Raw genomic sequence first — 25,350 nt, forward strand, 5'->3', positions numbered from 1 at the left:
CGCTGCACTCAAACTGTAACTCAGAGCTAGCTGTTACTCAGAGCGGTTACCCTGAGTATTATTTAGCCATAAATTGCTGAATATGCCCTAACACTTCATCGCTGGCATCTTCCAGAATGTAATGGCCGCAATCGCTAAAAGCGTGCACCTCAGCATCGGGGAAGCGGCGCTGCCACTCATCGAGGAAATGCTTATCGAAAACAAAGTCCTTAAGTCCCCAGCAGATAAGCACAGGCAGAGAGCCGAACTTATCCAAGCTCGCAGCAATATCCGATACCAATTGATAGTTTCTATCGCCCTCTTTTAAGGGGATATCTTGTACAAAACGCAAGGTTGAGATGCGATTAGCCCAAGAATTAAAGGGCGCAACATAAGCCTCGCGGGTCGCCTTGTCCATCGGCTTACGCTTCACCCCAACATAGGAAGCGATAGAGGAAAAGGCATTAAAACCCCGTACCAAAAATGTACCAAGCTGTGTGTCGCGGCAGATCCGCAGCGCCCATGGGAAAGGCTTGGCCTTCGGCAGGTGAAAGGCGCCGGTATTGAGGATCACCAGTTTTTTAATGCGCTCAGGATGACGCGCCGCAAAGCCCATGCCTATCATGCCGCCCCAGTCGTGCACCACTAGAGTGATATTGTCTTTGACTTCAAGGTGTTCTAGCAGTGCTTCGAGATCGTCGATACGATTTTTCAGTGTGTAGTCATAACCCGCGTCGCCCGGTTTATCCGACAGGCCACAACCTATATGATCCGGCACGATACACTGGTGATTATCCTTCAGCGCCGACACCAGATTACGATAGTAGAATGACCAGCTTGGGTTACCGTGCACCATAACCACAGGCTCGCCCTGGCCTTCATTGATGTAATGCAGTTTGTTACCGTTTCGGTCGAGAAAATTGCGCTTAAAGGGTAAAAGCGAATCGAGCATGGGTATTCCTATTTCCAACTGTCCTGTGTCATTTGCACCGCATAAATCTGGGCAAATTTAGAGGTAGCACTCAGGCTACCTCCGCTTGTTCTTGTTTTAGTTCTTGTTTTAGTTCTTGTTTTAGTTCTTGTTCTAGTTCTTGTTTTAGTGCTTATTCTACATCTGGCGAATTACCACTTGAGGCCCAGCATCATGCAGTTCAGTCCACTGCCTATACCGAGAAAACTCACCTGATCCCCTTTACACAAAAAGCCCTGATCGTGTGCCAATGCCGCGGTGACAGGCAGAGAAACTGTGCCCATATTGCCCAGCAGCTGATAGGAAGGAAACTCTTTCTCTTCGGGAATATTCAGCGCGCTCAACACCTGTTTGCGGTTGGATGCGCCGACCTGATGGCAAATCACCTTATCAACCTGCTCCACCAGCCAGTTACGCTGCGCTAAAAAATGTGCCCAGGTGTGACGGGCCAGCTCGACCCCTTCTTTAAGCAGGGCAACACCATCGGTACGCATAAACTCGCGATAGAGTTGAGTACCCGCTTCCTGCAGTCCCCACTGACACAAATTATGATGCTCGGGTGCAGAGAGATGGCTCGCGCCGAGCAGTTGATGCTCTCGTCCGCCCTTAAGGTTCAAGCTGCCATCTGTGATCAGCACAGCCACGGCGCCAGAGCCGCCGGTCAGAGTGGCCAGTGACTGGGCATAATTTTGCATGGTCGGCTCGGCAAGCATATTATCGATCGTGATATCGACGATATGACGGGCAGATTCACAAGAAACCACTAAGCCGGCTTTAATCTGTCCAAGCTCGATACGGTTCGCAATATCGAGGATCCCCGACAGCACCCCAAGACAGGCATTACTGATGTCGTAAATCGCCGTGTCTTTCGAGACACCCAGCTCGGCCGCAATGCGACAAGCCGTCGCTGGCTCATGTTGATCCCGGCACACACCTGTGTAGACCACGGCGCCAAGATCGCTGACATCGATACCGGTTTCTGCAATCGATTTACGCGCCGCCACTAAGGCGCCATCGGACAAGCGGTGCCCCTTGGGCCACCAACGCCGCTCCTGGATCCCAGTTAACGCGGCAAGCTGCCCCATAGGGATACGAAACTTTTGATATAGGGGAGCCAGACGTGACTCAAGCTCAGCACTGGAGACCACTTCAGGTGCCAGCTCATAGGCCAGGCTATTGATAAAAACGCGAGAATATTTCATGCGACCCTGTGTTTCGCTCAAGATATCGGCCAATTTTACGCCAATATTGATTATTATTCAGTGATAACCCGATATTTGAACAAGAAAAGTGGTTTGATTCAATAAAAAACCGTAACACACAGTGATTTTTGCAAACTCTGTATCAATCAAGCGAGCAGGCTTAACTTGCCAGACCAGTGAAAAAATAGCACTTAAGCCATGATAAACAGGCTGTTAAAGGTAAAATAAGTCACTAAGGGCTAAAACTTCCCCTTTAAGTGAATCTAAACGGTTTAACCGTTTTTCCTGTTAGCCAAAATAAAGCCGTTTCTCGGGGTGATATGTTTTGGGCAAAACTGACTCAGTTCGACCTGGTATCCGGCTTCTTCTAAATAGCAGACCCTGTCGAGCAGCAGCCATTGCTCAAGACAATCACGAAACAGGTGCGCCACCAGATCGATGCGTCTTGTCAGACGCTGACGCGAAAGCCCCTGCTGCAGATAATCTTCGGCAGACCAGCTTTCAGGGAGTGCCAGCTGTTTTTGCGCCGCGGCCCAGAGGCAAAAATCCCTGAAGCTGCCGCTAAGCTGACTCTGCTTTATCGAAGGCACAGGCAAATAATGATCGCAGCCCCTAACCTTTCGCTGCAAACTATCAAACCCAAGTCGCCATGCAATCTCTTGTAATCGCAACTCTCTTGCCTTGTCGTTGGCTATCACACTCTGCTGCAGCGGCAGTTGCAAGTCGTGACGACTTAACTTGAGTTCACTTCCCTTTGCCACACTCGACAGTCCCTGATAATGCTTATCCTCAATGAGATGATAACAACAGGGGGACAAGGCCACACAGGCGGTTTTGGCAGCCGTTGCATGGCGCAACATGCGAATATGCAAGTCGCCACAGGCATGCAAGGCCACTACCTGCTGATCCGCTTTAAACAGGCTTGCCACCTGAAGATCAAAGGCATCGCCACAGATAAAACGCTGGGACAATGCCCAACGTTTGGCAAAATCATCTCCGGCATCACACAAAGCCTGTTGCCACTCCAGACTCACCACTTTACGCTGCTGCGCCTTGGCAAGGAGCCGACCTAAATGCCCCTTACCGGCGCACCATTCCAGCACCTCGCCTCTGTTTGCGCTCTCTTTCGTGGCACTCTCATTGGTGGCGGTATCTTTGGTGGCTGTCTCTTTGTTTGAGGTCTCTTTGAGTCTTTGGGCGAAAGCCACAATCTGCTGCCACTTACGCCCTTTGATATGGGCGCTGAAATGGGGCAGCTCGTTTGCATTGAGCCCGATGTCATTATCTTGCTCATGCTCAGAGTCATCAGTCGTCGCAGGCTGGGTATACTGGCTGAGCAGCTCAAGGGGCCACTGCTGATCCTGTTGCTGCAGATCTTGTTGCTTTAGATCTTGCTGCAAGGCAGGCAGCAAAGTTTCGAGCAGTCGCTGGCTATCGGAGTCGATGGCCTCAATCTCATCATCATTAATTTGCCAGACACAGGCCGCAAGCGCTGGAAAACCTGCCTCCCAGGGCAAAGCCACTGATTCGAACGCCTTCACCTGCCATAGGCTGCGGCTCGCTGTCAGTAACTTGTCCAGTAACTGCATCTGCGCTTGGTAAGCCATGCCTCTCCTTAGAAGCGATTAGTCACTATTTGACGGTTTGACTAGTTGATTATGTCAGTACGTGACTATTTAACAGTGTGAGATTGAGTCCAAACCCTTGCTACCGTAGAATCGGCCAAACAAGAATAAAAGGACCTTAAATTAACCGGAGATGCCATGCAATCCCCCTGTGTTGCCCGCTGTGGACTCAATGATGATGAGATCTGTATGGGCTGCTTTCGCCATATCGACGAGATAGTGGCCTGGAGCCAAAGCGATAATGGGCAAAAACAGCGAATCCTGGACAAACTGCCCCAAAGACGGAGCCATTATCTGGGGCAGCAAAACAGCCAGATCCTCAGCAGAGAAAAGTGGCTGGCCGCCGAGAAACGCCTTGAAGATACAAAATAATATCCGCCAGGCTTATTTACTCTTCATCATGCTTTTAAGATCGGCGAAAGGATTATAGGTTGCCGCTTCCATCTTGGTTTCCGAGGTGGAGCCATACTGAATTAGCTCTTCATACTTGGCATGTTCATTGTCGTGACAGTAGAGGCAGAGCAGCTCCCAATTCGAGCCATCACTGGGATTATTATCATGATTATGATCCCTGTGGTGCACCGTCAGCTCTCTTAAGTTCGCGTGGGTAAACTCCCGGGTGCAACGACCGCAGATCCAAGGGTACAGCTTTAACGCCTTCTCGCGATAACCACTCTCACGTTTCGCCTTATACTCGCGCGCCTCGGCGAGCACTCTATCTAATTTACTTTGACCTTGATTGCTGGACATGATGCTTCTCTTCTCTCAGGCTGTGCCCTGATACTTATTATGACAGCGAAATATACCCATAGTTGGCATAAAAAGAAATGATCCTTACCAGCTATGGTTATCCAAAAATAAAAAAGGCCTGAATCATCTCAGGCCTTTTGCTTTGCAGGGTAACTTTTAGTTGCAGGGAAAAAGTTAACCCAGATAACTAGTATTGATGTGCTTCTGCCATTTGAGCTGGCGAGTGACACACACCGCAAGCTTCCGTCACAGGCGCAGGGTCAAACAGATTATATTGTCCACTCTCCCCTTGGTGTACAGCCGCTGGCGTGACTGGGATGTTAAAGTCACCCCCTAAGTTGGCCATATGCATCTTAGCTGAGTCAGTGGTATGACAGGTCACGCAGTTAGCCGCAATAGGCGTAATACCATAGACGTTATTCTCATCTACCCCAGTTAACACTACCGCAGGAGCAACATTATCCAGCTCGATATCACCCGTATGGCAGGCAACACATTCCACTTTCTTGTTTTTGTCTGTGGTTGGCATCTTGCTTAGGCCACGGGTCTGGTTATAGTCACCAAAGTGGATGTTATGGACAAACGGTCCCCAAGCCATAGGGTAATCTTCACCGTTCTTGGCAACTTCCCAGTTATAGGCGCTGTGACATTGTACGCAGGCATCACCGCCCAGGTCGAAACCGCCCCTTTGTCCGCCATGCCCCTGAAGACCTTCTGTATGGCAAGTTAAACACTTCATGCCATCTGAGCTGGTGCGGCGCACATCTTTGACATTGGACACAGAAATAGGTGCATTACCCGCGGCGTATGCGATACGTCCATCGACACCGCCCAGTAGCACTTCATCCGCGCTATAGGCCATCGCATGCTCAATCACATAGGTGTATGAACCATCAGCATTGGTTTTTCCACTGATGGAACGCGCCACATGGCCAGCATCACGACCTGGAAGCACGGCTTCACCATGCTTGACAACCGTTGCCCAACCCCGTGGCGTGGCATCGCTGATGCTAGCAATATCCACCGCTTTACCATCGGCATCTGTGGCTTTCGCTGTCACCTCGATTGTCGCTTTATCTGCAGAGCGAGCCACTGAGACCAACTCAAACTTATAACGATTTAACGCTTCATCGCGCTCTGCACCATCTTGATGCTGATAGGCAAAAGTCCCTTCGCCATGACAGTTTGAACATGACCCATCGGTAAACCCGGCATGGGGTATTGCTGCACTGCTGCTGGCATCGAGCAAGTCCGAATGGCAAGTCGTACAACCATTAATTGACGGGGTAAAGACAACATCATCTTGGTGACAAGTTGAGCAACGCTTCATGTCCATGGAATAGTTAGTCCAGAGGCTGGCATGTCCTTTTGAGACCCTGCCACCTTGGCCATCAGACATGGTGCCGTGACCTATCATGGCCATGGTATTGTTGGCCCAGCCGCCATTTTGTTTCTCAGTTTGAGTGTGGCAAGTGATACAGGACTCGACAATCACAGCTTGTTGATCGTTGTCGAGTGCGTAATGGTGCTGATGCCATCCCCAGGCCGAATTAGCCGTTGCTGCGCTAAATTCACCGTGGCAGGACACGCACTTGGCATCCTCGGTTGTGGTCACTTGGGCATAGTGATCCGTTTTGGTCAACATCACGCGCATAGTGCGTGGCATGCCATTGTTGCCATTACCTGGACGAATATAACCAACCCCCATAGACTCAGGAGTCACCGCCGCATGGGGCATAGTCAGCTGATAGATCCCCTCACCTGTGTGGGTCAAAGTACCCACTGAGTTTTCATCCCCTTCGAAATAGGTCACATCAACTGTGTCGGCCAACATGCCAAATTCATTGGTTAGGGTTGAGAAGAGTTGTACTCGGTCGAGATCTTCAATCGCAATGCCGTCCTGATTTTCTACCGAGAACTCGACACTGATCTCTCCCTCGCCATATTGCCAATCGAGTACCTTAGCCACACCCGATGTTGTCACAATCGGTGCTGAGGCCCCAGGTGCGCCGGGAGCACCATCGGCTCCATCATTACCATCCTTACCATCACTGCCACAGGCAGAGAGTCCCATTGCAGCGGCAACGCACAGAGCCACTTTATATTTAGTTATATTTTTCATCATTTTTCCCTGAAATTAATCGCGATGCCATCCAGGCAGGCATCTGACGCTCAGGGTATAACTAAGCGTTAATTTACAATGTAAACCCGATCACAAAACCAACAGCCAAATAAACGAAAAAACATTAAATTTCATTACTTTAAAACACCTATCAAGTAAAAATTAATCCAGGCTGAATCCGAAATTAACCCAAGATTGAATAGGACTTAACCAAGACTTAATCAGCCAGAGAAACAAGATTAATGACTAAATATCCATCAAATTCAGTGAAAAAATTGGCAAATCGATAAAATTGGGCTGGATTCGCTTGTAACAGGGATACCGTAAAATAAATAAAATTCAGACCTAACTCACACGAATACAGACACTCGCAAATACAGACACTCGTATATACAGGCACTCGCAAATACAGCTATCGTTTCGAAATACGAAAACTCTTGCACTAAATGATCGAGCGGAACGATAAAGCGAAACCATGAAGCTAACAGCAAAAAAGCAGCCTAGGCTGCTTTTTATGGAGATGACTGAGCTAGTACAGCTGAAAAGCTGGGTTAGATTTTCTTCATCTCTTCATAGCTGGTGTGGCGCACATCTTTACCTTTCACATAGTAGATAATGTACTCACAGATGTTTTGGCAGCGATCCCCGACCCGCTCGACGGCGCGGGCCGCCCAAAGCACATCGAGCACCTCAGGGATAGAGCGTGGATCTTCCATCATATAGGTCATCAACTGACGGATAATCCCCTCATATTCGCTATCGAGCTTAAGATCGTCCTTATGCAGCTCCATAGCAACATCGGCGTCCATGCGCGCAAGCGCGTCCAGAGTCGAGTGCAAGGTGCGCGTCGCATGACGCCCCATATTTTCGATACTGACCAGCAAAGGCTGCTGATTCTTAAGGCGCTTATCTAATGCCGCTTTCGCAATCTTGACGCAGGCATCACCGATACGCTCGAGATCGGCAATCGTCTTAGAGATGGCGATGATCAAGCGAAGGTCGCTGGCCGCAGGCTGACGCTTAGCAATAATGCGGGTACACTCCTCATCGATCGACACCTCCAGGCCATTGACCTTGTGGTCGCCTTCTATCACTTGCTGCGCCAGCTCAGCATCCAGACTCCCCAAAGCGTCGAGCGCCTGCTCCAGTTGCTGCTCAACCAGGCCGCCCATGGCCAGTACCCGGTTACGAATATCATCAAGCTCAGCATTGAACTGACCCGAGATATGCTTATTTAAATTCATGTTTTCCATCGACATTCAACCTTATCAATTCAAGCTATTTGGCTCTTGGGGCTTACTCTCGTTCAGCCCTTTTCCTCAATCTTTGCGATATGCACCCGCTTAACACTATTCGCAGTCTTAACCATAGCGGCCTGTGATGTAATCTTCGGTCTGCTTCTTCGAAGGCGTGGTGAATATGGTATTGGTATCGGCGTACTCAACCAGCTCACCCATGTACATAAAGGCCGTTTGATCCGACACCCTAGCCGCCTGCTGCATGTTGTGGGTCACTATCACCACAGTGTACTTGGATTTAAGCTCGGTTATCAGTTCCTCGATGGTCAGGGTCGAGATAGGATCCAGCGCCGAGGTGGGCTCATCAAGCAACAAGACTTCCGGCTCGATAGCAATCGCGCGGGCGATAACCAAACGCTGCTGCTGACCACCAGAGAGACCAAAGGCGTTATCGTGCAGACGGTCTTTCACCTCATCCCAAATGGCGGCGCCGCGCAGGGAGCGTTCGGCGGCTTCATCCAGCTCGCGGCGGTTATTGATCCCCTGCAGGCGCAGGCCATAGACCACGTTTTCATAGATAGACTTAGGGAAAGGGTTTGGACGCTGAAACACCATGCCCACGTTACGGCGCAGAGTCGCCACATCGATGCGTTTATCATAGATATTTTGCCCGTGCAGCAGGATCTCACCTGTGATATTGCAGCTTTCAACCAGATCGTTCATGCGGTTAATACAGCGCAGCAGGGTCGATTTACCACAGCCACTGGGGCCGATAAAGGCGGTTACCTGGTTTTTCGGTATCTTCATCGATACATCAAACAGCGCCTGCTTATCACCATATTTCAGGTCTAAATTACGGATCTCCAGCGCCGTTAGCTCATCACTCAGATTAGCCAGGTCCACTGTTTCTGTTTTCATTACCGAACTGTCTATCGAAATCATCTCTATTCCTAATTCATTCAGGATATTCGCCCGAGCCAGGCTCAGGCGCCATTGGATCTATTATTAATGCTCGAGTGAGCGATACTTCTCACGTAAATGGTTACGCACCGCAATGGCCGTCAGGTTCAAGGCTACAATCACTGACACCAACAGGAAAGAGGTGGCGTATACCAAGGGGCGAGCCGCCTCCACATTGGGGCTCTGAAAACCCACATCGTAAATATGGAAACCTAAATGCATGAATTTACGTTCTAAATGCACAAAGGGGAAATTCATATCTATAGGCAGGGTCGGCGCCAGTTTCACTACGCCCACCAGCATCAAAGGCGCAACCTCACCGGCTGCTCGGGCCACAGCCAAAATCAAACCCGTCATAATCGCCGGACTCGCCATGGGCAAAATAATACGCCACAGGGTTTCCGCCTTGGTGGCGCCTAGGGCAAGACTGCCCTGACGAACCGAACTTGGAATACGGCTCAATCCCTCTTCGGTGGAGACGATCACCACAGGCAGGGTCAGAATCGCCAGCGTCAGCGCCGACCAGATCACCCCAGGTGAGCCAAAGGTGGGCGATGGCAAGGCTTCTGGGTAGAAGAGCTGATCGATAGAGCCGCCCAGCATATAGACGAAGAAGCCTAAGCCAAATACCCCGTAGACGATAGAAGGCACACCAGCTAAGTTGATCACCGCGATGCGGATCATCTTAGTGATGGGGCCTTTCTTCGCGTATTCATGCAGATAAACCGCGGCAATCACACCAAATGGAGTCACTATCACCGCCATTAAGAGCACCATAAATACAGTACCGAAAATCGCCGGGAACACCCCGCCTTCGGTGTTGGCCTCTCGGGGATCGGCGCTGATAAAGTTACCGACACCGGCAAACCAGTGGCCGACCTTACCCATCAGCCCCAGGCGGTTGGAATAAGTCACGCCTAAGATACTGTCGAGTTTCAGCGTCACTTCCTGACCGCGCATATCGCGGATGATCACAGCATCCCGCGCCGCTTCACTTCGCAGGGCAAAGAAGTTTTTTTCCAGCGCCTGATATTCAGTGTGCAGCTTTTCACGCTCGCTAGCCAGTGCCTGCTTTTTGCTGTCTGTCAGGGCATTTTCCAGCTCATAGCCGCGCTCTTTTAAACGCAGATTCTCCAGCTGATAGTTAATTGAGCCGATATCGCCTTTCTGCAGAGAGACCGCTTTATCACTGATGGCCACAGCGCGCTCGATATGTGCCTCTAACGAGTGCTCGATATCATCGAGTGCCAGGCGTTTGCCATCTTCGATAATGGCGATGGGATAACCGTAAAAATCACCGTTTTTACTGCGCTCCAGCTTAGCCACATCCAGAGGCTCACTGCGCGACACTATATCAGTCGCCAAAATCCAGCGAAAATCGAGCGAGACAAATTCGCGGTTACCGGTTTTCACCAGATAACGGGTCACCATCTCACCGGGATCGTTATTAAATTTGTGCCCCGCCGCTTTTAGCCGCTCCGTTGGCACCTCTTCTCTGTCGTAAATCTCACCAATCAGAGTCGACTTGACCCCTTGTTGATCCACCAGCTCCCACTGATAGATAGGTGCTGGCCAGAAATAACTTAGACCACGCCAGGCAATTAACAGCAGCAGGCCCAATACGGCGATCAAACTGATACTGACCGCGCCACCTGTCATCCAGATCCAGGGGGAACCCGATTTAAACCACTTACCCATTACATAAGCCCCTTAAGGTCGCAGGCAAAAAATAGAAATATGTCATCTTGCTGTTCTCCATTAGAGTGAGCTGTAGCGTTCGCGCAGACGCTGCCTGACCACTTCGGCTATGGTGTTAAACAGGAAGGTAAAGATAAAGAGCACGAAGGCCGCCAGGAAAAGCACCCGATAATGGGAGCTGCCGATGGCCGATTCTGGCATCTCAACGGCTATGTTGGCCGCCAAGGTTCGCATCCCCTCAAACACGCTCCACTCCATGATGGCCGTATTCCCTGTGGCCATCAGCACTATCATGGTTTCACCAACGGCGCGGCCAAGCCCCATCATGACGGCAGAGAAGATCCCAGGGCTTGCGGTAAGCAGCACAACCCGGGTTAGGGTCTGCCAGTTGGTCGCCCCCAGCGCCAGACTGCCGTTCGACAGATGACGGGGCACAGAAAACACCGCATCTTCGGCAATCGAGAAGATGGTAGGAATGACGGCAAATCCCATGGCGATCCCCACCACTAAGGCGTTACGCTGATCGAAGGTGATGCCAAGCTCGTTGGTGATATATAAACGGGTATCGCCGCCGAAGAAAGCCACCTCGACGATGGGGCTAAGATAAAAAGCCAGCCAGCCAATAAAGATAATCACAGGCAGCAGCATCAACTCCTGATACACCTCGGGCAGACGCTGTTTCCAGCGACCCGGCAGCTTATACCAGGCAAAGGCGCTGAGCAGTATGCCGACGGGCAGCATCAAGATCAGCATCACTATCCCCGGCAGGTGATCTTCTATCAAAGGCGCCAGCCAGAGCCCGGCCAGGAAGCCTAAGATAACCGTCGGCAAGGCCTCCATGATCTCGATAGTAGGCTTAACCACAGAGCGCACCTTAGGCGACATGAAATAGGCGGTATAAATCGCACCGGCAATGGCCAGAGGCGTGGCAAACAGCATGGCATAAAGCGCCGCCTTCATTGTGCCGAACGCCAGTGGCATCAGGCTGAGTTTGGCCTCGAAATCATCCGAACCGGACGTGGACTGCCACACATATTGCGGCTCAGGGTAGCCCTCGTACCATACCTTGTCCCACATGGCGCTCCAGGAGACTTCCGGGTGACTGTTTTCTACGCTAAACAGATGCAGCTTGTCGCCAGCTTCGACCACAAGGCCATTAGAACGGGGACTAAACCCCATGGTTTTAGGCTGCTTAATATCGAAGGTCTCGGAGAAGAGTCTGCGCTGACTCGTGGTATAGAGCAGATCCAGCTCCCCAGAATCGCTGATGGTGGCAAAGCTCTTGCGGTAAAACTCACTGGCGATGCCTTTAACACCTTCGCTATTTTTAAATTCGCGGATCTGCTGGTATTGGCGGCCATTTTCACCATTAACCTGAAAATATTGCAGGATAAGGCCGTTATCATAACTGACCAAGATTGAGCTGGCACCGGCGAGCAGCGCCACATGGGTGACTTTGGTTTTAGCGCGCTCAAGTTCTATCACCTGATGCAGCGACACCTCATCGGCATAGCTAATATCGTAGATAAACAGACGACCGCCCGAACGCAGCAGCAATTGACGCTGATCCGGCGTCATCAACTGCTGCAGCACATTTTGCGGTGCGCCTTCGATAACCTGGGTGGTCGACTCCCACTCCACCTCTTCTGTCATCATGTTCTCCTCCCCGTTCTGGCGGGTGAGATACCACAGACCGTTATCGGCGCGATAGGCAAAGCTCATCTTATCTGAGGTATAGACAAAACCCAGTTGCTTGAGTGCAAGCCCATCAGGGGACACCTGCAGAGGCGTTTCCCCCAGAGGGAAGCGTAAACTTGGGGTGATGAGTCGCTTATCGCCAGGATAGGTGACGGAAAAATGAATTCCAGCAATGATCACGCTGCCATCGGACAGACCAAAGGCGAAACGCTGCTCACTGGGCACGGCGGCCACGCTACTGACGATAGACACGCCAGCTGATAGCTCGATGCTCTCTTGTTTTACCAACTGGCCGCTCAGGGCGCTGTAAAACGCCACTTGGCCATTGGTCATCACCCGATAGAGGATCTCGTTTTGCTCATCGCTGCCCACCATCAGGGTCGGTACATCCTGAGTCTGTAGCGCTGAGCTGTGCAGATCTATGCTAGTCACAGGAGAAACATGGGCACCATCAAAAATCGGCTTAACCACATAGAGCAGATAGAAAAAAATCAGTAATAGTGCAACAAACACCATGGTACCGCCGAGCGTAACCCCGTATTGAGTCAACTTATCCCTCACCAGACGTCGGCTAGATCCTTGACTCATCAGTAAGTTTGTTGCCCTTGAACCAGGTTGAGAGACCTGAGTTGCCATTAGAACCTCGTTAATTATTGTTCCGTATAATTTTCGCTGGGATTGTCGTTTCGGCTATGTTAACTATAGTGAAACAACTGCCCATTTCTGACCGTCGAGATTATATGACGCAAAGATGACACTATTGTTACAGACAACGCATCTAACCGCTAACTTAAGGAGTTTTTAATCACATGTTACGCTACTTAGTGACTCTGCAAGTCAAAGATAGAAGAGGATTAGTCGAACAGATCGCCCATATTGTCAGCCGCCACGGTGGCCATTGGCTCGACTCTGAACTGCGTCATCTCGATGGCATCTTCGCCGCCATCTTACTGCTGGAAGTCCCCGCCGCCAATTGGGATACTTTGCTGGAAAATCTCGAATGTATCGAAGGCCTTACCCTCACCTATGTGAAAACCAGCCACAGTGCGCCGCAAGCCCCCTGTAAACGTTACTCAGTCGTGGCCTACGACAGACCCGGCTTAGTGCACGAGATGTCAAACAAGATAAGCGACTTAGGCATCAATATCGAAAAACTCTCCACCAACTATGAGAGTGCCAGCCACACGGGCGTGCTGCTATTTCGCGCCAGTTTCAGCCTCAATATCCAGGATGAAGCCACAGAGCAGGCATTGACTCAGGCGCTCTATAGCATAGGGGATGATGTGGTACTCGACAGGCTGGATTAGTGGGCCATCCGCGACTAAGCCAATAATTCACACAACAGCTCGCCCGCAGCATTGATGCGGGCGAATGCTGACAATCGAAAAAAGCGTTCAGGATAGCTCAGCAAATTCTGATATACTCCCATCTATTATAAGTAATCACCTGAATTAGTAATCATCTGAATTAGCTTGATTTTTACCCATCAGTTTTAGTCCTTCAGGTAAACAAAAACACTGGAAGCTCCCATGCCAAATACCCCTGTCACAGGAAATATACGTAAGATGCGCGCCAGCCTCGGCGCCGGTGGACAAGTCAATTACCAACTCCCTCTGTCTGATGCCTTAGTCGAGATGAATCCGCTTATCGGCCAGCAAGTGACGCTTACTCACACAGGCAATATCCACTGCTGTCACTGCGGCAAGAAAACCAAGAAAAGTTTCTCCCAGGGTCACTGTTTTGTCTGCATGAAAAAACTGGCCAGCTGCGACATGTGCATCATGAAACCTGAGACCTGCCACTACGCCCAGGGGACCTGCCGCGAGCCACAATGGGGCGAAGACAACTGCTTTGTGCCCCACTATGTGTATCTGTCCAATACCTCCGGCCTCAAAGTCGGCATCACACGTCATACCCAGCTGCCGACACGTTGGATAGATCAAGGTGCAACCCAGGGACTGCCGATTTTAAAAGTCTCCAGCAGGCAGCTATCTGGCTTAGTGGAAGTGGAGCTGGCGAAAATGATCGCCGATAAGACCAATTGGCGCACCATGTTAAAAGGCGATGCCGAGCCGCTTGATTTAACCGAGCATGCAAAACAGCTGCTGCCGCAAATCGAGACCCGCCTGCATGAGCTGGCGATGGAACATGGCGAGTATGCCATTGAAAAGCTGGATGAAACCATAGTGGAGATAGACTACCCTGTAGTAGAGTACCCTAAGAAAATCGCCTCCCACAACTTCGATAAAGATCCCGTTGTCAGCGGTAAACTGCTGGGCATAAAGGGGCAATATCTGATCTTCGATACCGGCGTGATTAACCTGAGAAAATTCACCGCCTATGAGATAAGCATAGAAGCGGCCTAGTAGCGAGTGGCGGGCTCGCTTCGGCTTGTTCGCCGCTCGTTCCCAAGGTTATTGTTTACTCAACAGGAACTTACGCAAATCTCTCTCTGCACGCATAACAAACAGAATAAAAACTTTGTCATCCTCTTGTTTATAGAAAACACGACACGGATTAACGACAAGTTCACGATAACTTAAGTGTTCCAGTTCGGGCGGAATGCGACCCGATCCAGGGAATGCTTCTAGACGTTCAACTTTAGAGAAGATCGTTTGAACCAATTGCTTTGCAGCTACGACATTTTCAAGTGCTATGTACTCAGCGATATCATTAAGGTCAGATAGCGCAGGTTCGGTCCAGATTATTTCAGCCATTTTGACATTTTGCCTTTGGCTTGCTCGTGACTTAGCACTTTACCGTCAGCTAATGCGCGTTCGCCTCGTGCAATGCCCTCCAGAATCGCCAAACGATTTTGCATAAACTCATAGTCATCAACATCAACAAGATATGCGGATGGCTTACCATGTTCTGTAATTAACACTGGTTCTTTCGTGTCGTGGAGATCGGCAAGGATCTTAGTTGCTTGGCGTTTGAGAGATGTAACTAATTCTACTTTCATGAGAGCTGCTCAAAAGGAATACTAAAGTGATACTATTGTATCACTTTGAGCATAGCAAGCGACATGACGGCTAACGCCTCACTCACCGGAATTTTGGGAGCGAAGCGAGTAAAATTTCCGCGTGAAGTGACTTGTTATACGCTTTCGTAAGCATAACTCAATCACGACACCTGATACTTCTTTAATGATTTTTCAGAAACAAAATACAAATTTCCTTTTGCCCTGGTGCAAGCTACATACAGCTTGTTTTTTGTGATTGGATTAAGTTGACCTAGATTAGCATTATCAAAAGCCTTTAAGGTTGTCGGGTTTAGCACGACACATACATCTTGGAAGTGATCTAATCCTTTTGTATTTCCCCAGTTAGCAGTGTTTCCTGCATAACTATCACTTTTTTGATAAAAAAGTTTAACAATGGAGTCATTATTGAAAATTGAATCAACCTCATCAACATTGTCAACATACCCTACCACGACCTCATCTTCTCGATGAGACAAAATCTTGATTCCTATATTTTCAGATACAAAGGCACAAACACTAGGGCTGCAGCGATAACTGTTTGATAGCGATACTAAATCTACCTCAAAGCCTGATTTTTTTAGTTTATCGCAGTATTTATCAAAACATTCATGCAATGATTTTTGAGTGTTTCCATCACGACTGGTGTCGAAAGTATGCTGATAAAAATCTCCCACCAATCGCATTTCTACATTTGCCATTGCCAAGGCGCAAATGAGGTTGAAATCGTTTGCAGCGAAATCTTGAACTTCGTCAATAAACACCGAGTCATAGAACTTTTCAATTCGTTGTATTAAATCAGGAACAACATCAAATTCAATTAGTAGTTTGGCTATACGGTTTGCGTAAAGCCGCCCATTCTTATCAATATAATGCTCTCTCGTATCCTTTCTAGAACGTTGTGCGTACTGAGGTAAGGGAAAATTGAAGTTAATCCCCTTGGTTTTCAGCTCATATCCGCATAGGGGCCTAAAACAAAATGAATATAAAAATGTAAAATAGCTATATATCCGAATCCCGACTGGGATCTCTCCAAACTTATCAATTACTCTATTTTTTAGGTGTCGGGTATTGTTTTCTGTATATGTAACAATTAAACACCGGCTATCCGCATTAAGTGAATCAATGATACTCGATGTTTTCCCTGATCCTGCAACGGCAAATACTACTCGTTTATCCATTGTATCGCCTGCTGAATATATTCCGGAGAGTCCAAGTCCTCTGAATGATTTTCGACAAGTCTGAGTGAACTTTCTGCCTTATTACTCAGCATGAAATCGAGAGGCTCTTTTTGTATGTTTCCTCCAGAAAATAATGCGTCGCATATTGCTTTATTCTTACGATAAAGACAGACCTCAAAGGTATAATTATTATCATCAGTATCCGAGAAGACCTTAATATTTCCTGCCGTATAATCAGCATAATTATCTATACAAGTTTCTTGGTAATTTCCGTCATTATCGCGAATTATAGCTGCTCTAATATTCAGAGTTTTTGCTAGCTCCATGTAGCGTTTAAAGCTGGTTCCACCGACTGAAATAACATGTACTTCATCTTCTTCTAGAGTCCTTCCGGTTGACCTTTTGTATAGTGAGTCAATCAACATGTACTCTGCATCCCCTTCAACAAGAATAACTTTTCTTGATAGCACGAACTCCAGAATATTATTGTCTGGAGCTTTCATGAAAAATTTTGAAGTTGATGGCGATAGATCATTTAGCTTAAGCGGCTTATCACTGCTGCTATTTAGAAGTATAGATTTTCTTAAATCTAATCGAGTACTTATTAAACTACTGTGAGTTGCGATAATTATTTGATTTTGATGGGACTCTGATATTTTTGAAATAAGCCTTTTCATATTGCTGTGGCTAAGGTGATTTTCAGGCTCTTCTAAAAGGAGGGTATCTAACGTATTATTCTCAGCGTTACGATTCAGAGCGAATTCAGTTTTAATGAAGCACTGCTGCCCTTGCCCTCTGGCATCTATGGGAATATCTCCTTGAGTCAGAGTGATGTCAGCTTCCAGATTGTATTTTGACCCTGAACGTATGGCCAGCTCGTAACTGCCTAATCCAGCATTGATATCTTTGAGTTTATTCTCTTTGAATTGTATTTTTTGTAACCGATATTCGTTGCTAAGGCTTACTCTATTTGCATGCTCTACAGTGGAATCATAGACTGTTCTTATGTATTCATTGTTTGCATGTTCGCTATTAATTTTTGAGCTATCTATTGTTAAGCACTTAAGAAATCGGCGATATCCGGAATATGCTTCGCCATTAAAAGTAATGAATTTAACAATATAAAATTCAAATGGAAAATTTCCGTTATTCAATGCTAAAACCTGATTGATTTCATTGATTAATTCTTCATTGGGAAGACAAATCATATGCAATCCACTAGCATTGATATTTTTCGAATTATGCTTTCCGAAAAGATCGGGGGTTGTTTCATCACTCAAATAAACTTCGACATGAACTTCAGGTAAGTTCTCAAACGTCTTTTCACCCGCTAAAAATTCAGCTATCGATACCTTATTAAGAATGGACTCAATACCTATAGTCTCAACTTTATGCCTGCTTCCACTGGAAAGCAGTTCAATTGCTTGTAATATTGAGCTTTTGCCCGCCTCATTATCTCCAATGATAGTATTAATCTTCGAATTAAAATCGACTTCAAAATCTTTGAATCTTTTAAAGTTAATGAGCTTTAGTTGTTTTATATGCTGCATGATTTCCCTTTCCAGTTCTGTGGAAATGCTAGTAGATTAAACTGTGCGTATAACACTTTATTAGCGAGACCTTGCAAGGTACGCTAGCTTGTAAGGTTGGAATCCAAGCCCGCATAGACACCCTAATAATCCTCATAAAATTACAGTAAATCATACAGTAAAGTAAATACTGCTCCAGGACAATGCGAACTGAGTGTTCTGTCGGTTCAACGCATTCCTGAGCTTATTAGGGAGAAACTAGAATCTAGAATCTAGCTTATGGCACTTGCATAGCCTGCTCCGTCTTTCCGCTATTCAACTATCTGTTTCTCATCCATCTATTAATCGCCTTTCCGCTATTCAAGAACAGGCAGCGGGGCCAACATCTTGGCCATCAGATGGTGTAATCGGTCGGCGCTTTCATCCAGGTGGTGTTTGATATCGGTAAAGCCCTGAGCAAGCACTTTCCAGCGCGGGCTCATCTCATTGGCGGCAAATAACATCAACAACATAGTGCTTTTATCGTATTGCGTCATATCGACACCGGTTTCGGAGAGGCCAGCTACCATGCCAGTGTCCTGTAATAGCTGGGCATCACTGACTTGTGACTCAAATGCCACACCGTAGCCGATTAAAAAGTCTGGAAGATCATCACTATCGACATGCTGATAGCCTTTAGCCACCATGGTATCGACTATCGCTTCTTGTATATGTAAGGCGAGTGCCTGAGGGTCTACCGTATCATCCACGGACAAAGTGTTAAATTGGGGATGAAAGGCGAAACGCTGACGCTCAGGCGTGATAAAGGCAAGGTTGCCACTGGCCACAGTCATTATACGTTCTGTCTTAGGGGCAACCCCTTGTCTGGCGACAGGCTCGGTCACACAGGCGCCAAGCAGAAACAAGATGCAAAGTGTAACGGCAGCTCTAATCATAACAATATCCCTTTATTTAAGGTGTTCCTGGCCATAAATTGATAAGTGCAGACAAGGAATTTAATGAGGTGTAAAACCGACTCGGGCTATGGCAGACCCGTTCCCGCTTCCTTTTTACAAAACAAAAGTTACAAAACAAAATGTACAAAACAAAATGTACAAAACAAAATCATACCATCATTTGCGTATCATCGAGCAAGCCCTATTTTTTACTGGCAACCATGGCCGTTCTCATGGATGATATACCCCATATTTACAGTTAAATTACCCACTCAATGGAACTTATCTTAGCCATCGCGCTGTTTGCGTTTTCTTCTGGCATCACCCCAGGCCCAAATAACATCATGTTGATGACCTCAGGAGTCAACTTCGGCATCAAGCCCAGCCTGCCCCATCTGGCGGGGATCTGCATCGGCTTTCCCTGCATGGTGCTGGCTATCGGTCTTGGGCTAAGCGCCATTTTCCAAAGCTATCCCATACTGCATCTGCTGATTAAATATGTGGGAATAACCTATCTGCTTTACCTTGCTTGGCTTATCGCTAACAGCAGCAGTAAGATGGAGGGCAAACAGACGAGTCGCCCATTGAGTTTTATCCAGGCCGCAGCGTTCCAATGGGTCAATCCTAAGGGCTGGATCATGGCGGTGGGTGCCGTTGCGACTTTTACTCAGATAGATCAACCGCTGACTCCGCAAGTGATCACCATCGCCTGTGTGTTTTTAAGTGTGGCCTTTCCCTGCGCCCTGGTTTGGCTGGGATTTGGTGTCGCCCTGAAACGCCTGCTTAAAAATCAGCGTCAGCAGCAGATATTCAATATCAGCATGGCATTACTGCTGGTACTCTCTATCATTCCTATGATCGCGCCCAATTAGCATTGAAGACCCTAATTAGCCAAGAAAATAATTAGCCAAGAAAATAAGGAGCTCGCCGTGAGTCTGCAGCGCCCAGCCCAGGATAAAGATAATCAAAGCATCGCCAGTCAGATGCAGGCCTGGGTCGAACAGGTGGTGATGAAATACAACATCTGTCCCTTCGCCCGCAAAGAGGTACTGGCCGACAGTATCCGTTATCAGGTGATCGAACATCACAAGCTTGAGCAAGTGTTAACGAGTCTTATCGAAGAGTGCCAGTTTCTCGATAATCACAGTGAAATCGAGACCACACTCTTCATTCTTCCCCGAGGATTTGAAGGGTTTTATCTCTATCTGGATCTGGTGGATATCGCCAATGATCTGCTGATAGAACAAGGCTACGAGGGTGTCTATCAGCTGGCCAGTTTTCACCCCGATTACTGCTTCGATGGCGAGAGCCAAGATAGCGCAGCCAACTACACCAATCGCTCGCCCTATCCCGCCTTGCATATCATTCGTGAGGCCAGCATGGAAAAGGCCCTAGCCGAATATAATGAGCCAGAAACCATTCCCGAGCGCAATATCGCCTTTGCCGAACGTAAAGGCAGTGATTTTTTCATTGAGTTGTTAAAGCGCTGCAAACACGCATCAGAATCCAAGGAGTAGTATGTCTAGCAAATATTATGTGGTGTGGGCGGGGAGAAAAACCGGCATTTTCACCAGCTGGCCAGAAACAAAGGCCCTAGTGGATGGTTTTGCCGGTGCCAGATACAAATCTTTTAAAACCGAGGCAGAAGCCTGTGCCGCCTTTAAGGGCCAGCCAAGCGGCGGGCAAAAACCGATTAACAAGCTAAAGCAAGCGCCAAAGTCTGCGCCAGCTACGGCAAATAAAACGAACGAAAGCGCCCAACCCGACAGCGATCTGGACATTTATACCGATGGCGGCTGTGAGCCAAACCCAGGCAAGGCAGGCTCAGGGCTGGCACTCTATCGCAGCGGCCAGCTATCTGAGCTCTGGTATGGCCTATTTAACCCCAATGGCACCAATAACAGCGCCGAGCTGAACGCCCTCTATCAGGCACTGATTATCGCTCAAGGTGCCCTTGAACAGGGAAAAATCGTACACATTCACAGCGATTCCCAATACGCTCTGAACTGCGTGACTAACTGGGCTTATGGCTGGAAAGCGAAAAACTGGACCCGTAAAACCGGCGAGATAGCCAACCTTGAGATAATACAGCAGGCTCACGAATGCTATGATCAGTTAAAGGATAAGCTTAAAATCAGCCATGTGGCGGCTCATGTGGGGATTGAGGGCAATGAACTGGCCGATCGCATGTCAATTTATGCCATAGACCAACAAGCGCGCGACTTTTGCCGCTATAGTGAGCCCCTTGAGATAGAGAAGATCCTCGCGCTGCGCACTGGCTAGTCTGAACTGCGCTTCTTTATGAAATAAAAAAAGCTGGCCCACATAGGCCAGCTTTTTCAATGGGAGCATGTAACCAAAACTTGCTCCTCATTCTATTCAAGATTAATCCAGCATATAAGCACGCATTGTGGTCACTTGTGCAGAGCTTGACACTTCATCGCTGATATTGACTCGAAGGTGAACAAACTCACCGGCAGCAGCGGCGTTAGGCACAATCGCCACCCACTCGCCGTTAACTTGCGTGACTTCAGCATCGACCCAAGCATCTTCAGTAAACTTAGCCGATACTGGGCAGTAGATGGAGGTTGAAATGTAACTCACAGCACACTCCTGACCATAACCATACTGCAGACTCACCTCTGATAGATTGACATTGTCGATGCCATCCATCACACCAGAGAGTTTAATCATCGCAGGTACACCCGCCGTCATAGTGTTTTGCATATCGACAGGGATATCAATCATAGGCACTAAGACTTTCTGTGCACCTTGCAGGGTTTCATCGGTAGTGAAGTTGTACAGTGCCTGAGACATCGAACCTAAGTGATCCTTTACAGGTGAACGTTCACCCACACCACGAGCGTAGCTCAGCAGTTCAATACCCACTTCAGCAGTCTCATCTGGCACAGTCAAAGTACCGTTAGACAGGTAAGTTGACTCACCATTTAACACTATCTTATAAGCAGAACGAGAGTTCATACCACTGAGGCCATCGTGACCATCAGAGTCACCATAAACAGGTAGAGTCATGGTGAGCACATTGGTATCACGATAGGCAATCGGGCGACCACTGGTCGACAAACTGCCACCTTTAGGACCTTTAAACCAGCTATTGGCTGACTCGGCACCGACTGTCATGAAGCGTGGACCATCAAAATAACCACCGTTGGTACTTAATGTAACGTGTGGCATCACAATGTTGGTCCAGGTATTCTTAGGCGTTGCGGTGTAATACTCTTCACGCACCACAGGGGCTATTAGCATTTGTGGACTTCCGGTCGAGTAGAACTCGCCCGTGCTGTTGGTTTGCGTCAGGGTGTCTTTAAAGACAGGACGCTCATCGTTATTTTGTGAGTAGTATGATGAAGTAAACTTATGCAGCTCGTTATCATGCACACGCACTAAACCGCCTTTGATACTACCGTCGGTAATATGGTGTAGCTCGTAAGTGTAAGGGGTTCTATCAACTGCAGTCCCTTTCCAACTCACCACATTATTACCTTGGCTGATCTGCTCAAGCAGGGCTTCGCCTTGCTCTGTGCTAAGGCCCATCACAGGTGAACGAGGAATCCCCGTCAACAGAGTCTTATAACGACCATTAGCTCCAGGACGATAAAATAGCACCGCAATGGCACCATTCTTAACCGCATTATTCACCATATAGTTAGTGATATAGTACGGGTTTTGTACTAGGGCAATCTTGCCCGCTAAGTCAAATTGGCTCCAATCTGTGCTATAACCTGCATCGCCTACAGGTACCACTTCAGCGCTGCCTTCACCATCAAAACCGACCGCTAAGCTTTGAGTCACAAGCTCAAGCTCAACGCCACTTTGCATGGTCATTACCGTCTCAGGTGCGGTTGCGTGCGTCGATGCAAATGAGCGGAAACGATCATCATGACCCTGGGACCACAGGTAGAGACTATTAACATAATCAGGTGCTAAATCGATAGCTGCAAGCTTTGCTAACTTATTGTCGTCAAGGGCATAGGTGAAACCAAATGAGAAACCTTGGGTTTCAATCGGCTTATCGGTCTTGAACTCTAGTTTTTGAGCCGTTTGCGCATCGAAATTAATCGACTCATCGGCCGCGATTTTCTTATTGAGATAAGCCATCTGGGTAGCAGACTCAACTAAGCCACTGGTAGTAAAGTCATTATCATAGGTCATGATATGGGCAACTATGGTGTAGTTACCTTCATCCACCTCAACAACGGCTTGACCATTGCTCAGCGATACATATCGACCATAATCATCTTCTTCATTGATCAGATAAATTTTTGATGGACTGCTCGCTGGCATGCCACGTTGGTCAGTTGCGCTTAGCGTTAACTGCACTTGTGGTGGCTGGATCCAGAAAGACACAGGCACAGTGATCTGCTCATCCTGCTGGCCTTTTGAGCGACCTTCAATACGACCAGTGATCGCACCATAAGCACCACTGCGTAGGCCAACACTAGGATCGATCCAAACCGGAACATCAATTGAACTATTTGCTGGGACCGTTACCGACTTCACTCCTAAACCAGCAAGAGTGGCAGGCATACGAGTGATACCATCTTCACCGATAAGCTCCAATGATAGGCTGTACTCCACATCCGTATCAGAGAGATTGTCAAAAGTAACAGTGCGCTCAACCACTTCTGAATTATTGTCATAAGGGAACGAACCTAACTCAACGTTGGGCTGGGCAATCACCTTTTGCACCATAGCGCGGTTAACGTCCATTGGGCCTGCACCTTGTTCGAGTACATGCTCATCATTTTCAACCACAGACGAAGTCAGTACTTTTTTCAGCTGCATTGGCGTCAGTTCTGGACGCGCCTCTAATACTAAAGCCGCACCACCAGCAACATGAGGCGCTGCCATTGAGGTACCGGAAAGCGCACGGTAAGCAGTGACACCATTACCACCAGAAGCGGCAGCAACCACATTGACCCCTTGAGAACCGATATCTGGCTTAGCACTATGACCGTCAGGCGATGGACCACGAGATGAGAAAGAGGCAGTTTGATTGTCTCTATCGATTGCTGCCACAGTTAATGCACTTGGCGCACAACCCGGAGAACCCACTGTTTGACGAGAAAAGCTGTTACCGGCTGAGATAACAAATAGCGTCTTCTCGCGCAACGCTTCAACCAGCTCAACCATAGGGCCTTCACATGAGGTCGCTGAACCACCTAAAGACATGTTGACAATGTCGGCACCATTATTGGCCGCCCAGATCATGCCATTTAAGATACCGTAAGTGCTACCGCCGCCGGTATTACTCAGCACCTTACCAATCAGTAAGTCGGCGCCTGGTGCCATACCGACCCACTTTCCATTAGACTCTTTACCCGTACCGGCGATGGTCGATGCAGTATGCGTACCGTGACCATTTAAGTCATCCACCCCATTTGATGAATAGGTAAAGTCGGCAGACATCAAAACTCGCCCAGTAAGATCCGCGTGCTCAGTGTCATAACCCGTGTCCAGTACCGCAACACGCACCCCTGCACCACTATAATTAATCGCATTTGCGCCTAAGGCACCAGTAAAGGGCACCGTTGGCACTAAGGTGTCAGCCACATCTTGCTTGTGGCCAAACACCATAGCATCGAGCCATACCCCTTCGATGCGCACATCTGAAGTCAAGGCCGAAAACACTTCTGCCGCTTGATCTTTGCTAATGCCGAAAGCGGCACTGTCAATAATCTCGATTTCACCCGTCAAAGACATACCCGCCAGTTCTGCCGGTGTTGCAGAGCCTTCTAGGGCGCCATCAGGATATTCCACGATAACCGGCAGTTTATCTGTCGAAGCATCATCATATCCAGATTGATACAACTTACTGATGTTAAACAACTCTTTATCAATAACTTTATTATCAACAAATTGCTGCGCACTTTGTGGAATAACATAAGTATCATTACCACGCTTAAAAATACTGGTGACGACATCGCTGCCATCTTTACCCATCATGCGAATGCCCGCGAGCGAACCATCAGTTTTCACCACAGCGCTAACCTTATCGCCAGTGATCAGAGTAAACTCCACCCCTGCGGCTTGTTTCTCAAATGACACCAGCTCATCACAGAGCGCAGGAAGCGATAAGGCTCCACCCAATAGCGCAATGCAATGGGCCGCTAATTTGCTAACCCGAAAATGACTCTTCATACAATTTCCTAATTTTTTATTTATTCTGGTTTTTACTTATAAGCAAAGTAAAAACGGTTCACCCACATCATTGCAATTGTGACGGGGATAGAGGTACGCCCCTTATTTACTAGAGAATGAAAGCTGAGTACATAGGTTGATTTTTGAACAGACAAAGAAAACAACTCAGGCTTTGAAATATTTTTGTAACAATTTCAATCTGATTGCGTCGCTATTGAATTAGCAGATCAAGATGTAGCTTTTTGTAGCGGATGATTTTGAGAAAACAAAACAAACTTAATTAAAATTCATTTCAAATCAATTACTTTCAACGATCAAGTG

The 25,350-nt window shown here is 48.0% G+C and carries 21 protein-coding genes; 6 read left to right on the forward strand and 15 right to left on the reverse strand.

All coding sequences use genetic code 11. The annotated features are described in order from the left end of the window. Window positions 1–58: 58 nt before the first annotated feature. The 3 genes from LZP69_RS07080 to LZP69_RS07090 all read right to left on the reverse strand — a co-directional run bounded on the left by LZP69_RS07080 (window position 59) and on the right by LZP69_RS07090 (window position 3,758). The gene (locus LZP69_RS07080) at window positions 59–931 is read right to left on the reverse strand and encodes an alpha/beta fold hydrolase (protein ID WP_234199500.1); all 873 of its coding nucleotides are present in this window, start codon (window positions 929–931) and stop codon (window positions 59–61) included. A 170-nt stretch (window positions 932–1,101) separates the two neighbouring features. Further along, window positions 1,102–2,151 carry a 3-oxoacyl-ACP synthase III gene (locus tag LZP69_RS07085; RefSeq protein ID WP_234199501.1) on the reverse strand — a complete coding sequence of 350 codons (1,050 nt, stop codon included), beginning with the start codon at window positions 2,149–2,151 and terminating at the stop codon, window positions 1,102–1,104. 272 nt (window positions 2,152–2,423) lie between these two features. Beyond that, a complete protein-coding gene (locus LZP69_RS07090) occupies window positions 2,424–3,758 on the reverse strand; it encodes a methyltransferase (protein ID WP_234199502.1) in 1,335 nt (444 codons plus the stop codon). A 156-nt stretch (window positions 3,759–3,914) separates the two neighbouring features. Here LZP69_RS07090 and LZP69_RS07095 point away from each other — a divergent pair, with 156 nt between their 5' ends. Then, window positions 3,915–4,148, forward strand: a complete 234-nt coding sequence (locus LZP69_RS07095; protein WP_234199503.1) for a DUF1289 domain-containing protein — start codon at window positions 3,915–3,917, stop codon at window positions 4,146–4,148. Between the two features lie 12 nt (window positions 4,149–4,160). Here LZP69_RS07095 and LZP69_RS07100 read toward each other — a convergent pair whose 3' ends face one another. The 6 genes from LZP69_RS07100 to LZP69_RS07125 form a co-directional block, all read right to left on the reverse strand. Then, on the reverse strand, window positions 4,161–4,526 hold the full coding sequence (locus LZP69_RS07100) for a YajD family HNH nuclease (protein ID WP_234199504.1): 366 nt from the start codon (window positions 4,524–4,526) through the stop codon (window positions 4,161–4,163). A 187-nt stretch (window positions 4,527–4,713) separates the two neighbouring features. Beyond that, window positions 4,714–6,648 carry a multiheme c-type cytochrome gene (locus LZP69_RS07105; protein WP_234199505.1) on the reverse strand — a complete coding sequence of 645 codons (1,935 nt, stop codon included), beginning with the start codon at window positions 6,646–6,648 and terminating at the stop codon, window positions 4,714–4,716. Between the two features lie 551 nt (window positions 6,649–7,199). Then, window positions 7,200–7,901, reverse strand: a complete 702-nt coding sequence (phoU, locus tag LZP69_RS07110) for a phosphate signaling complex protein PhoU (protein WP_234199506.1) — start codon at window positions 7,899–7,901, stop codon at window positions 7,200–7,202. 108 nt (window positions 7,902–8,009) lie between these two features. Next, on the reverse strand, window positions 8,010–8,828 hold the full coding sequence (gene pstB / locus LZP69_RS07115; RefSeq protein WP_234199508.1) for a phosphate ABC transporter ATP-binding protein PstB: 819 nt from the start codon (window positions 8,826–8,828) through the stop codon (window positions 8,010–8,012). 63 nt (window positions 8,829–8,891) lie between these two features. Then, on the reverse strand, window positions 8,892–10,544 hold the full coding sequence (pstA, locus tag LZP69_RS07120) for a phosphate ABC transporter permease PstA (protein ID WP_234199510.1): 1,653 nt from the start codon (window positions 10,542–10,544) through the stop codon (window positions 8,892–8,894). Window positions 10,545–10,604: 60 nt separating this feature from the next. Then, complete coding sequence (locus LZP69_RS07125) at window positions 10,605–12,878, reverse strand: ABC transporter permease subunit (RefSeq protein WP_234199512.1); 2,274 nt, start codon at window positions 12,876–12,878, stop codon at window positions 10,605–10,607. Window positions 12,879–13,051: 173 nt separating this feature from the next. On the opposite strand from LZP69_RS07125, the gene LZP69_RS07130 reads away from it, so the two are divergent. Together LZP69_RS07130 and LZP69_RS07135 are read left to right on the forward strand one after the other, a co-directional pair. After that, window positions 13,052–13,549, forward strand: a complete 498-nt coding sequence (locus LZP69_RS07130; protein WP_234199513.1) for a glycine cleavage system protein R — start codon at window positions 13,052–13,054, stop codon at window positions 13,547–13,549. A 222-nt stretch (window positions 13,550–13,771) separates the two neighbouring features. After that, window positions 13,772–14,608, forward strand: coding sequence for a DUF2797 domain-containing protein (locus LZP69_RS07135; RefSeq protein WP_234199514.1), 837 nt, complete (start codon window positions 13,772–13,774; stop codon window positions 14,606–14,608). A 48-nt stretch (window positions 14,609–14,656) separates the two neighbouring features. Here LZP69_RS07135 and LZP69_RS07140 read toward each other — a convergent pair whose 3' ends face one another. The 5 genes from LZP69_RS07140 to LZP69_RS07160 form a co-directional block, all read right to left on the reverse strand. Then, window positions 14,657–14,959, reverse strand: coding sequence for a type II toxin-antitoxin system RelE/ParE family toxin (locus LZP69_RS07140; protein WP_234199515.1), 303 nt, complete (start codon window positions 14,957–14,959; stop codon window positions 14,657–14,659). Further along, a complete protein-coding gene (locus LZP69_RS07145) occupies window positions 14,947–15,204 on the reverse strand; it encodes a type II toxin-antitoxin system Phd/YefM family antitoxin (protein ID WP_234199516.1) in 258 nt (85 codons plus the stop codon). Before LZP69_RS07145 ends, LZP69_RS07140 begins: the two co-directional genes overlap by 13 nt. Window positions 15,205–15,365: 161 nt before the next feature. Continuing rightward, on the reverse strand, window positions 15,366–16,403 hold the full coding sequence (locus LZP69_RS07150) for a DNA helicase UvrD (RefSeq protein ID WP_234199517.1): 1,038 nt from the start codon (window positions 16,401–16,403) through the stop codon (window positions 15,366–15,368). Then, a complete protein-coding gene (locus tag LZP69_RS07155; protein ID WP_234199518.1) occupies window positions 16,388–17,953 on the reverse strand; it encodes an ATP-dependent nuclease in 1,566 nt (521 codons plus the stop codon). The genes LZP69_RS07150 and LZP69_RS07155 overlap by 16 nt, the downstream gene beginning before the upstream one ends. A gap of 335 nt (window positions 17,954–18,288) precedes the next feature. Further along, the gene (locus tag LZP69_RS07160) at window positions 18,289–18,867 is read right to left on the reverse strand and encodes a DUF4136 domain-containing protein (RefSeq protein WP_234199519.1); all 579 of its coding nucleotides are present in this window, start codon (window positions 18,865–18,867) and stop codon (window positions 18,289–18,291) included. A 275-nt stretch (window positions 18,868–19,142) separates the two neighbouring features. On the opposite strand from LZP69_RS07160, the gene LZP69_RS07165 reads away from it, so the two are divergent. The 3 genes from LZP69_RS07165 (at window position 19,143) to LZP69_RS07175 (ending at window position 21,150) form a co-directional block, all read left to right on the forward strand. After that, entirely contained in the window at window positions 19,143–19,739 is a 597-nt protein-coding gene (locus LZP69_RS07165; protein ID WP_234199520.1) for a LysE family translocator, read from the forward strand. Between the two features lie 111 nt (window positions 19,740–19,850). Then, window positions 19,851–20,384, forward strand: a complete 534-nt coding sequence (locus tag LZP69_RS07170) for a DUF1415 domain-containing protein (protein ID WP_234199589.1) — start codon at window positions 19,851–19,853, stop codon at window positions 20,382–20,384. 1 nt (window position 20,385) lies between these two features. Next, a complete protein-coding gene (locus LZP69_RS07175) occupies window positions 20,386–21,150 on the forward strand; it encodes a ribonuclease H1 domain-containing protein (RefSeq protein ID WP_234199522.1) in 765 nt (254 codons plus the stop codon). Between the two features lie 102 nt (window positions 21,151–21,252). Here the strand turns inward: LZP69_RS07175 and LZP69_RS07180 are convergent, their stop codons facing one another. Beyond that, window positions 21,253–25,029: a S8 family serine peptidase gene (locus tag LZP69_RS07180; RefSeq protein WP_234199524.1), complete on the reverse strand. Its 3,777-nt coding sequence runs from the start codon at window positions 25,027–25,029 to the stop codon at window positions 21,253–21,255. Window positions 25,030–25,350 lie beyond the last annotated feature (321 nt).

Source organism: Shewanella sp. AS1, assembly GCF_021412565.1.
Taxonomy (GTDB): domain Bacteria; phylum Pseudomonadota; class Gammaproteobacteria; order Enterobacterales; family Shewanellaceae; genus Shewanella.

What these genes read in the sequence shown, in the direction of transcription:
- LZP69_RS07080 (WP_234199500.1), bottom strand. Translation starts at nt 931, where the DNA reads ATGCTCGATTCGCTTTTACCCTTTAAGCGCAATTTTCTCGACCGAAAC.
- LZP69_RS07085 (WP_234199501.1), bottom strand. Translation starts at nt 2,151, where the DNA reads ATGAAATATTCTCGCGTTTTTATCAATAGCCTGGCCTATGAGCTGGCA.
- LZP69_RS07090 (WP_234199502.1), bottom strand. Translation starts at nt 3,758, where the DNA reads ATGGCTTACCAAGCGCAGATGCAGTTACTGGACAAGTTACTGACAGCG.
- LZP69_RS07095 (WP_234199503.1), top strand. Translation starts at nt 3,915, where the DNA reads ATGCAATCCCCCTGTGTTGCCCGCTGTGGACTCAATGATGATGAGATC.
- LZP69_RS07100 (WP_234199504.1), bottom strand. Translation starts at nt 4,526, where the DNA reads ATGTCCAGCAATCAAGGTCAAAGTAAATTAGATAGAGTGCTCGCCGAG.
- LZP69_RS07105 (WP_234199505.1), bottom strand. Translation starts at nt 6,648, where the DNA reads ATGAAAAATATAACTAAATATAAAGTGGCTCTGTGCGTTGCCGCTGCA.
- phoU (WP_234199506.1), bottom strand. Translation starts at nt 7,901, where the DNA reads ATGGAAAACATGAATTTAAATAAGCATATCTCGGGTCAGTTCAATGCT.
- pstB (WP_234199508.1), bottom strand. Translation starts at nt 8,828, where the DNA reads ATGATTTCGATAGACAGTTCGGTAATGAAAACAGAAACAGTGGACCTG.
- pstA (WP_234199510.1), bottom strand. Translation starts at nt 10,544, where the DNA reads ATGGGTAAGTGGTTTAAATCGGGTTCCCCCTGGATCTGGATGACAGGT.
- LZP69_RS07125 (WP_234199512.1), bottom strand. Translation starts at nt 12,878, where the DNA reads ATGGCAACTCAGGTCTCTCAACCTGGTTCAAGGGCAACAAACTTACTG.
- LZP69_RS07130 (WP_234199513.1), top strand. Translation starts at nt 13,052, where the DNA reads ATGTTACGCTACTTAGTGACTCTGCAAGTCAAAGATAGAAGAGGATTA.
- LZP69_RS07135 (WP_234199514.1), top strand. Translation starts at nt 13,772, where the DNA reads ATGCCAAATACCCCTGTCACAGGAAATATACGTAAGATGCGCGCCAGC.
- LZP69_RS07140 (WP_234199515.1), bottom strand. Translation starts at nt 14,959, where the DNA reads ATGGCTGAAATAATCTGGACCGAACCTGCGCTATCTGACCTTAATGAT.
- LZP69_RS07145 (WP_234199516.1), bottom strand. Translation starts at nt 15,204, where the DNA reads ATGAAAGTAGAATTAGTTACATCTCTCAAACGCCAAGCAACTAAGATC.
- LZP69_RS07150 (WP_234199517.1), bottom strand. Translation starts at nt 16,403, where the DNA reads ATGGATAAACGAGTAGTATTTGCCGTTGCAGGATCAGGGAAAACATCG.
- LZP69_RS07155 (WP_234199518.1), bottom strand. Translation starts at nt 17,953, where the DNA reads ATGCAGCATATAAAACAACTAAAGCTCATTAACTTTAAAAGATTCAAA.
- LZP69_RS07160 (WP_234199519.1), bottom strand. Translation starts at nt 18,867, where the DNA reads ATGATTAGAGCTGCCGTTACACTTTGCATCTTGTTTCTGCTTGGCGCC.
- LZP69_RS07165 (WP_234199520.1), top strand. Translation starts at nt 19,143, where the DNA reads ATGGAACTTATCTTAGCCATCGCGCTGTTTGCGTTTTCTTCTGGCATC.
- LZP69_RS07170 (WP_234199589.1), top strand. Translation starts at nt 19,851, where the DNA reads ATGCAGGCCTGGGTCGAACAGGTGGTGATGAAATACAACATCTGTCCC.
- LZP69_RS07175 (WP_234199522.1), top strand. Translation starts at nt 20,386, where the DNA reads ATGTCTAGCAAATATTATGTGGTGTGGGCGGGGAGAAAAACCGGCATT.
- LZP69_RS07180 (WP_234199524.1), bottom strand. Translation starts at nt 25,029, where the DNA reads ATGAAGAGTCATTTTCGGGTTAGCAAATTAGCGGCCCATTGCATTGCG.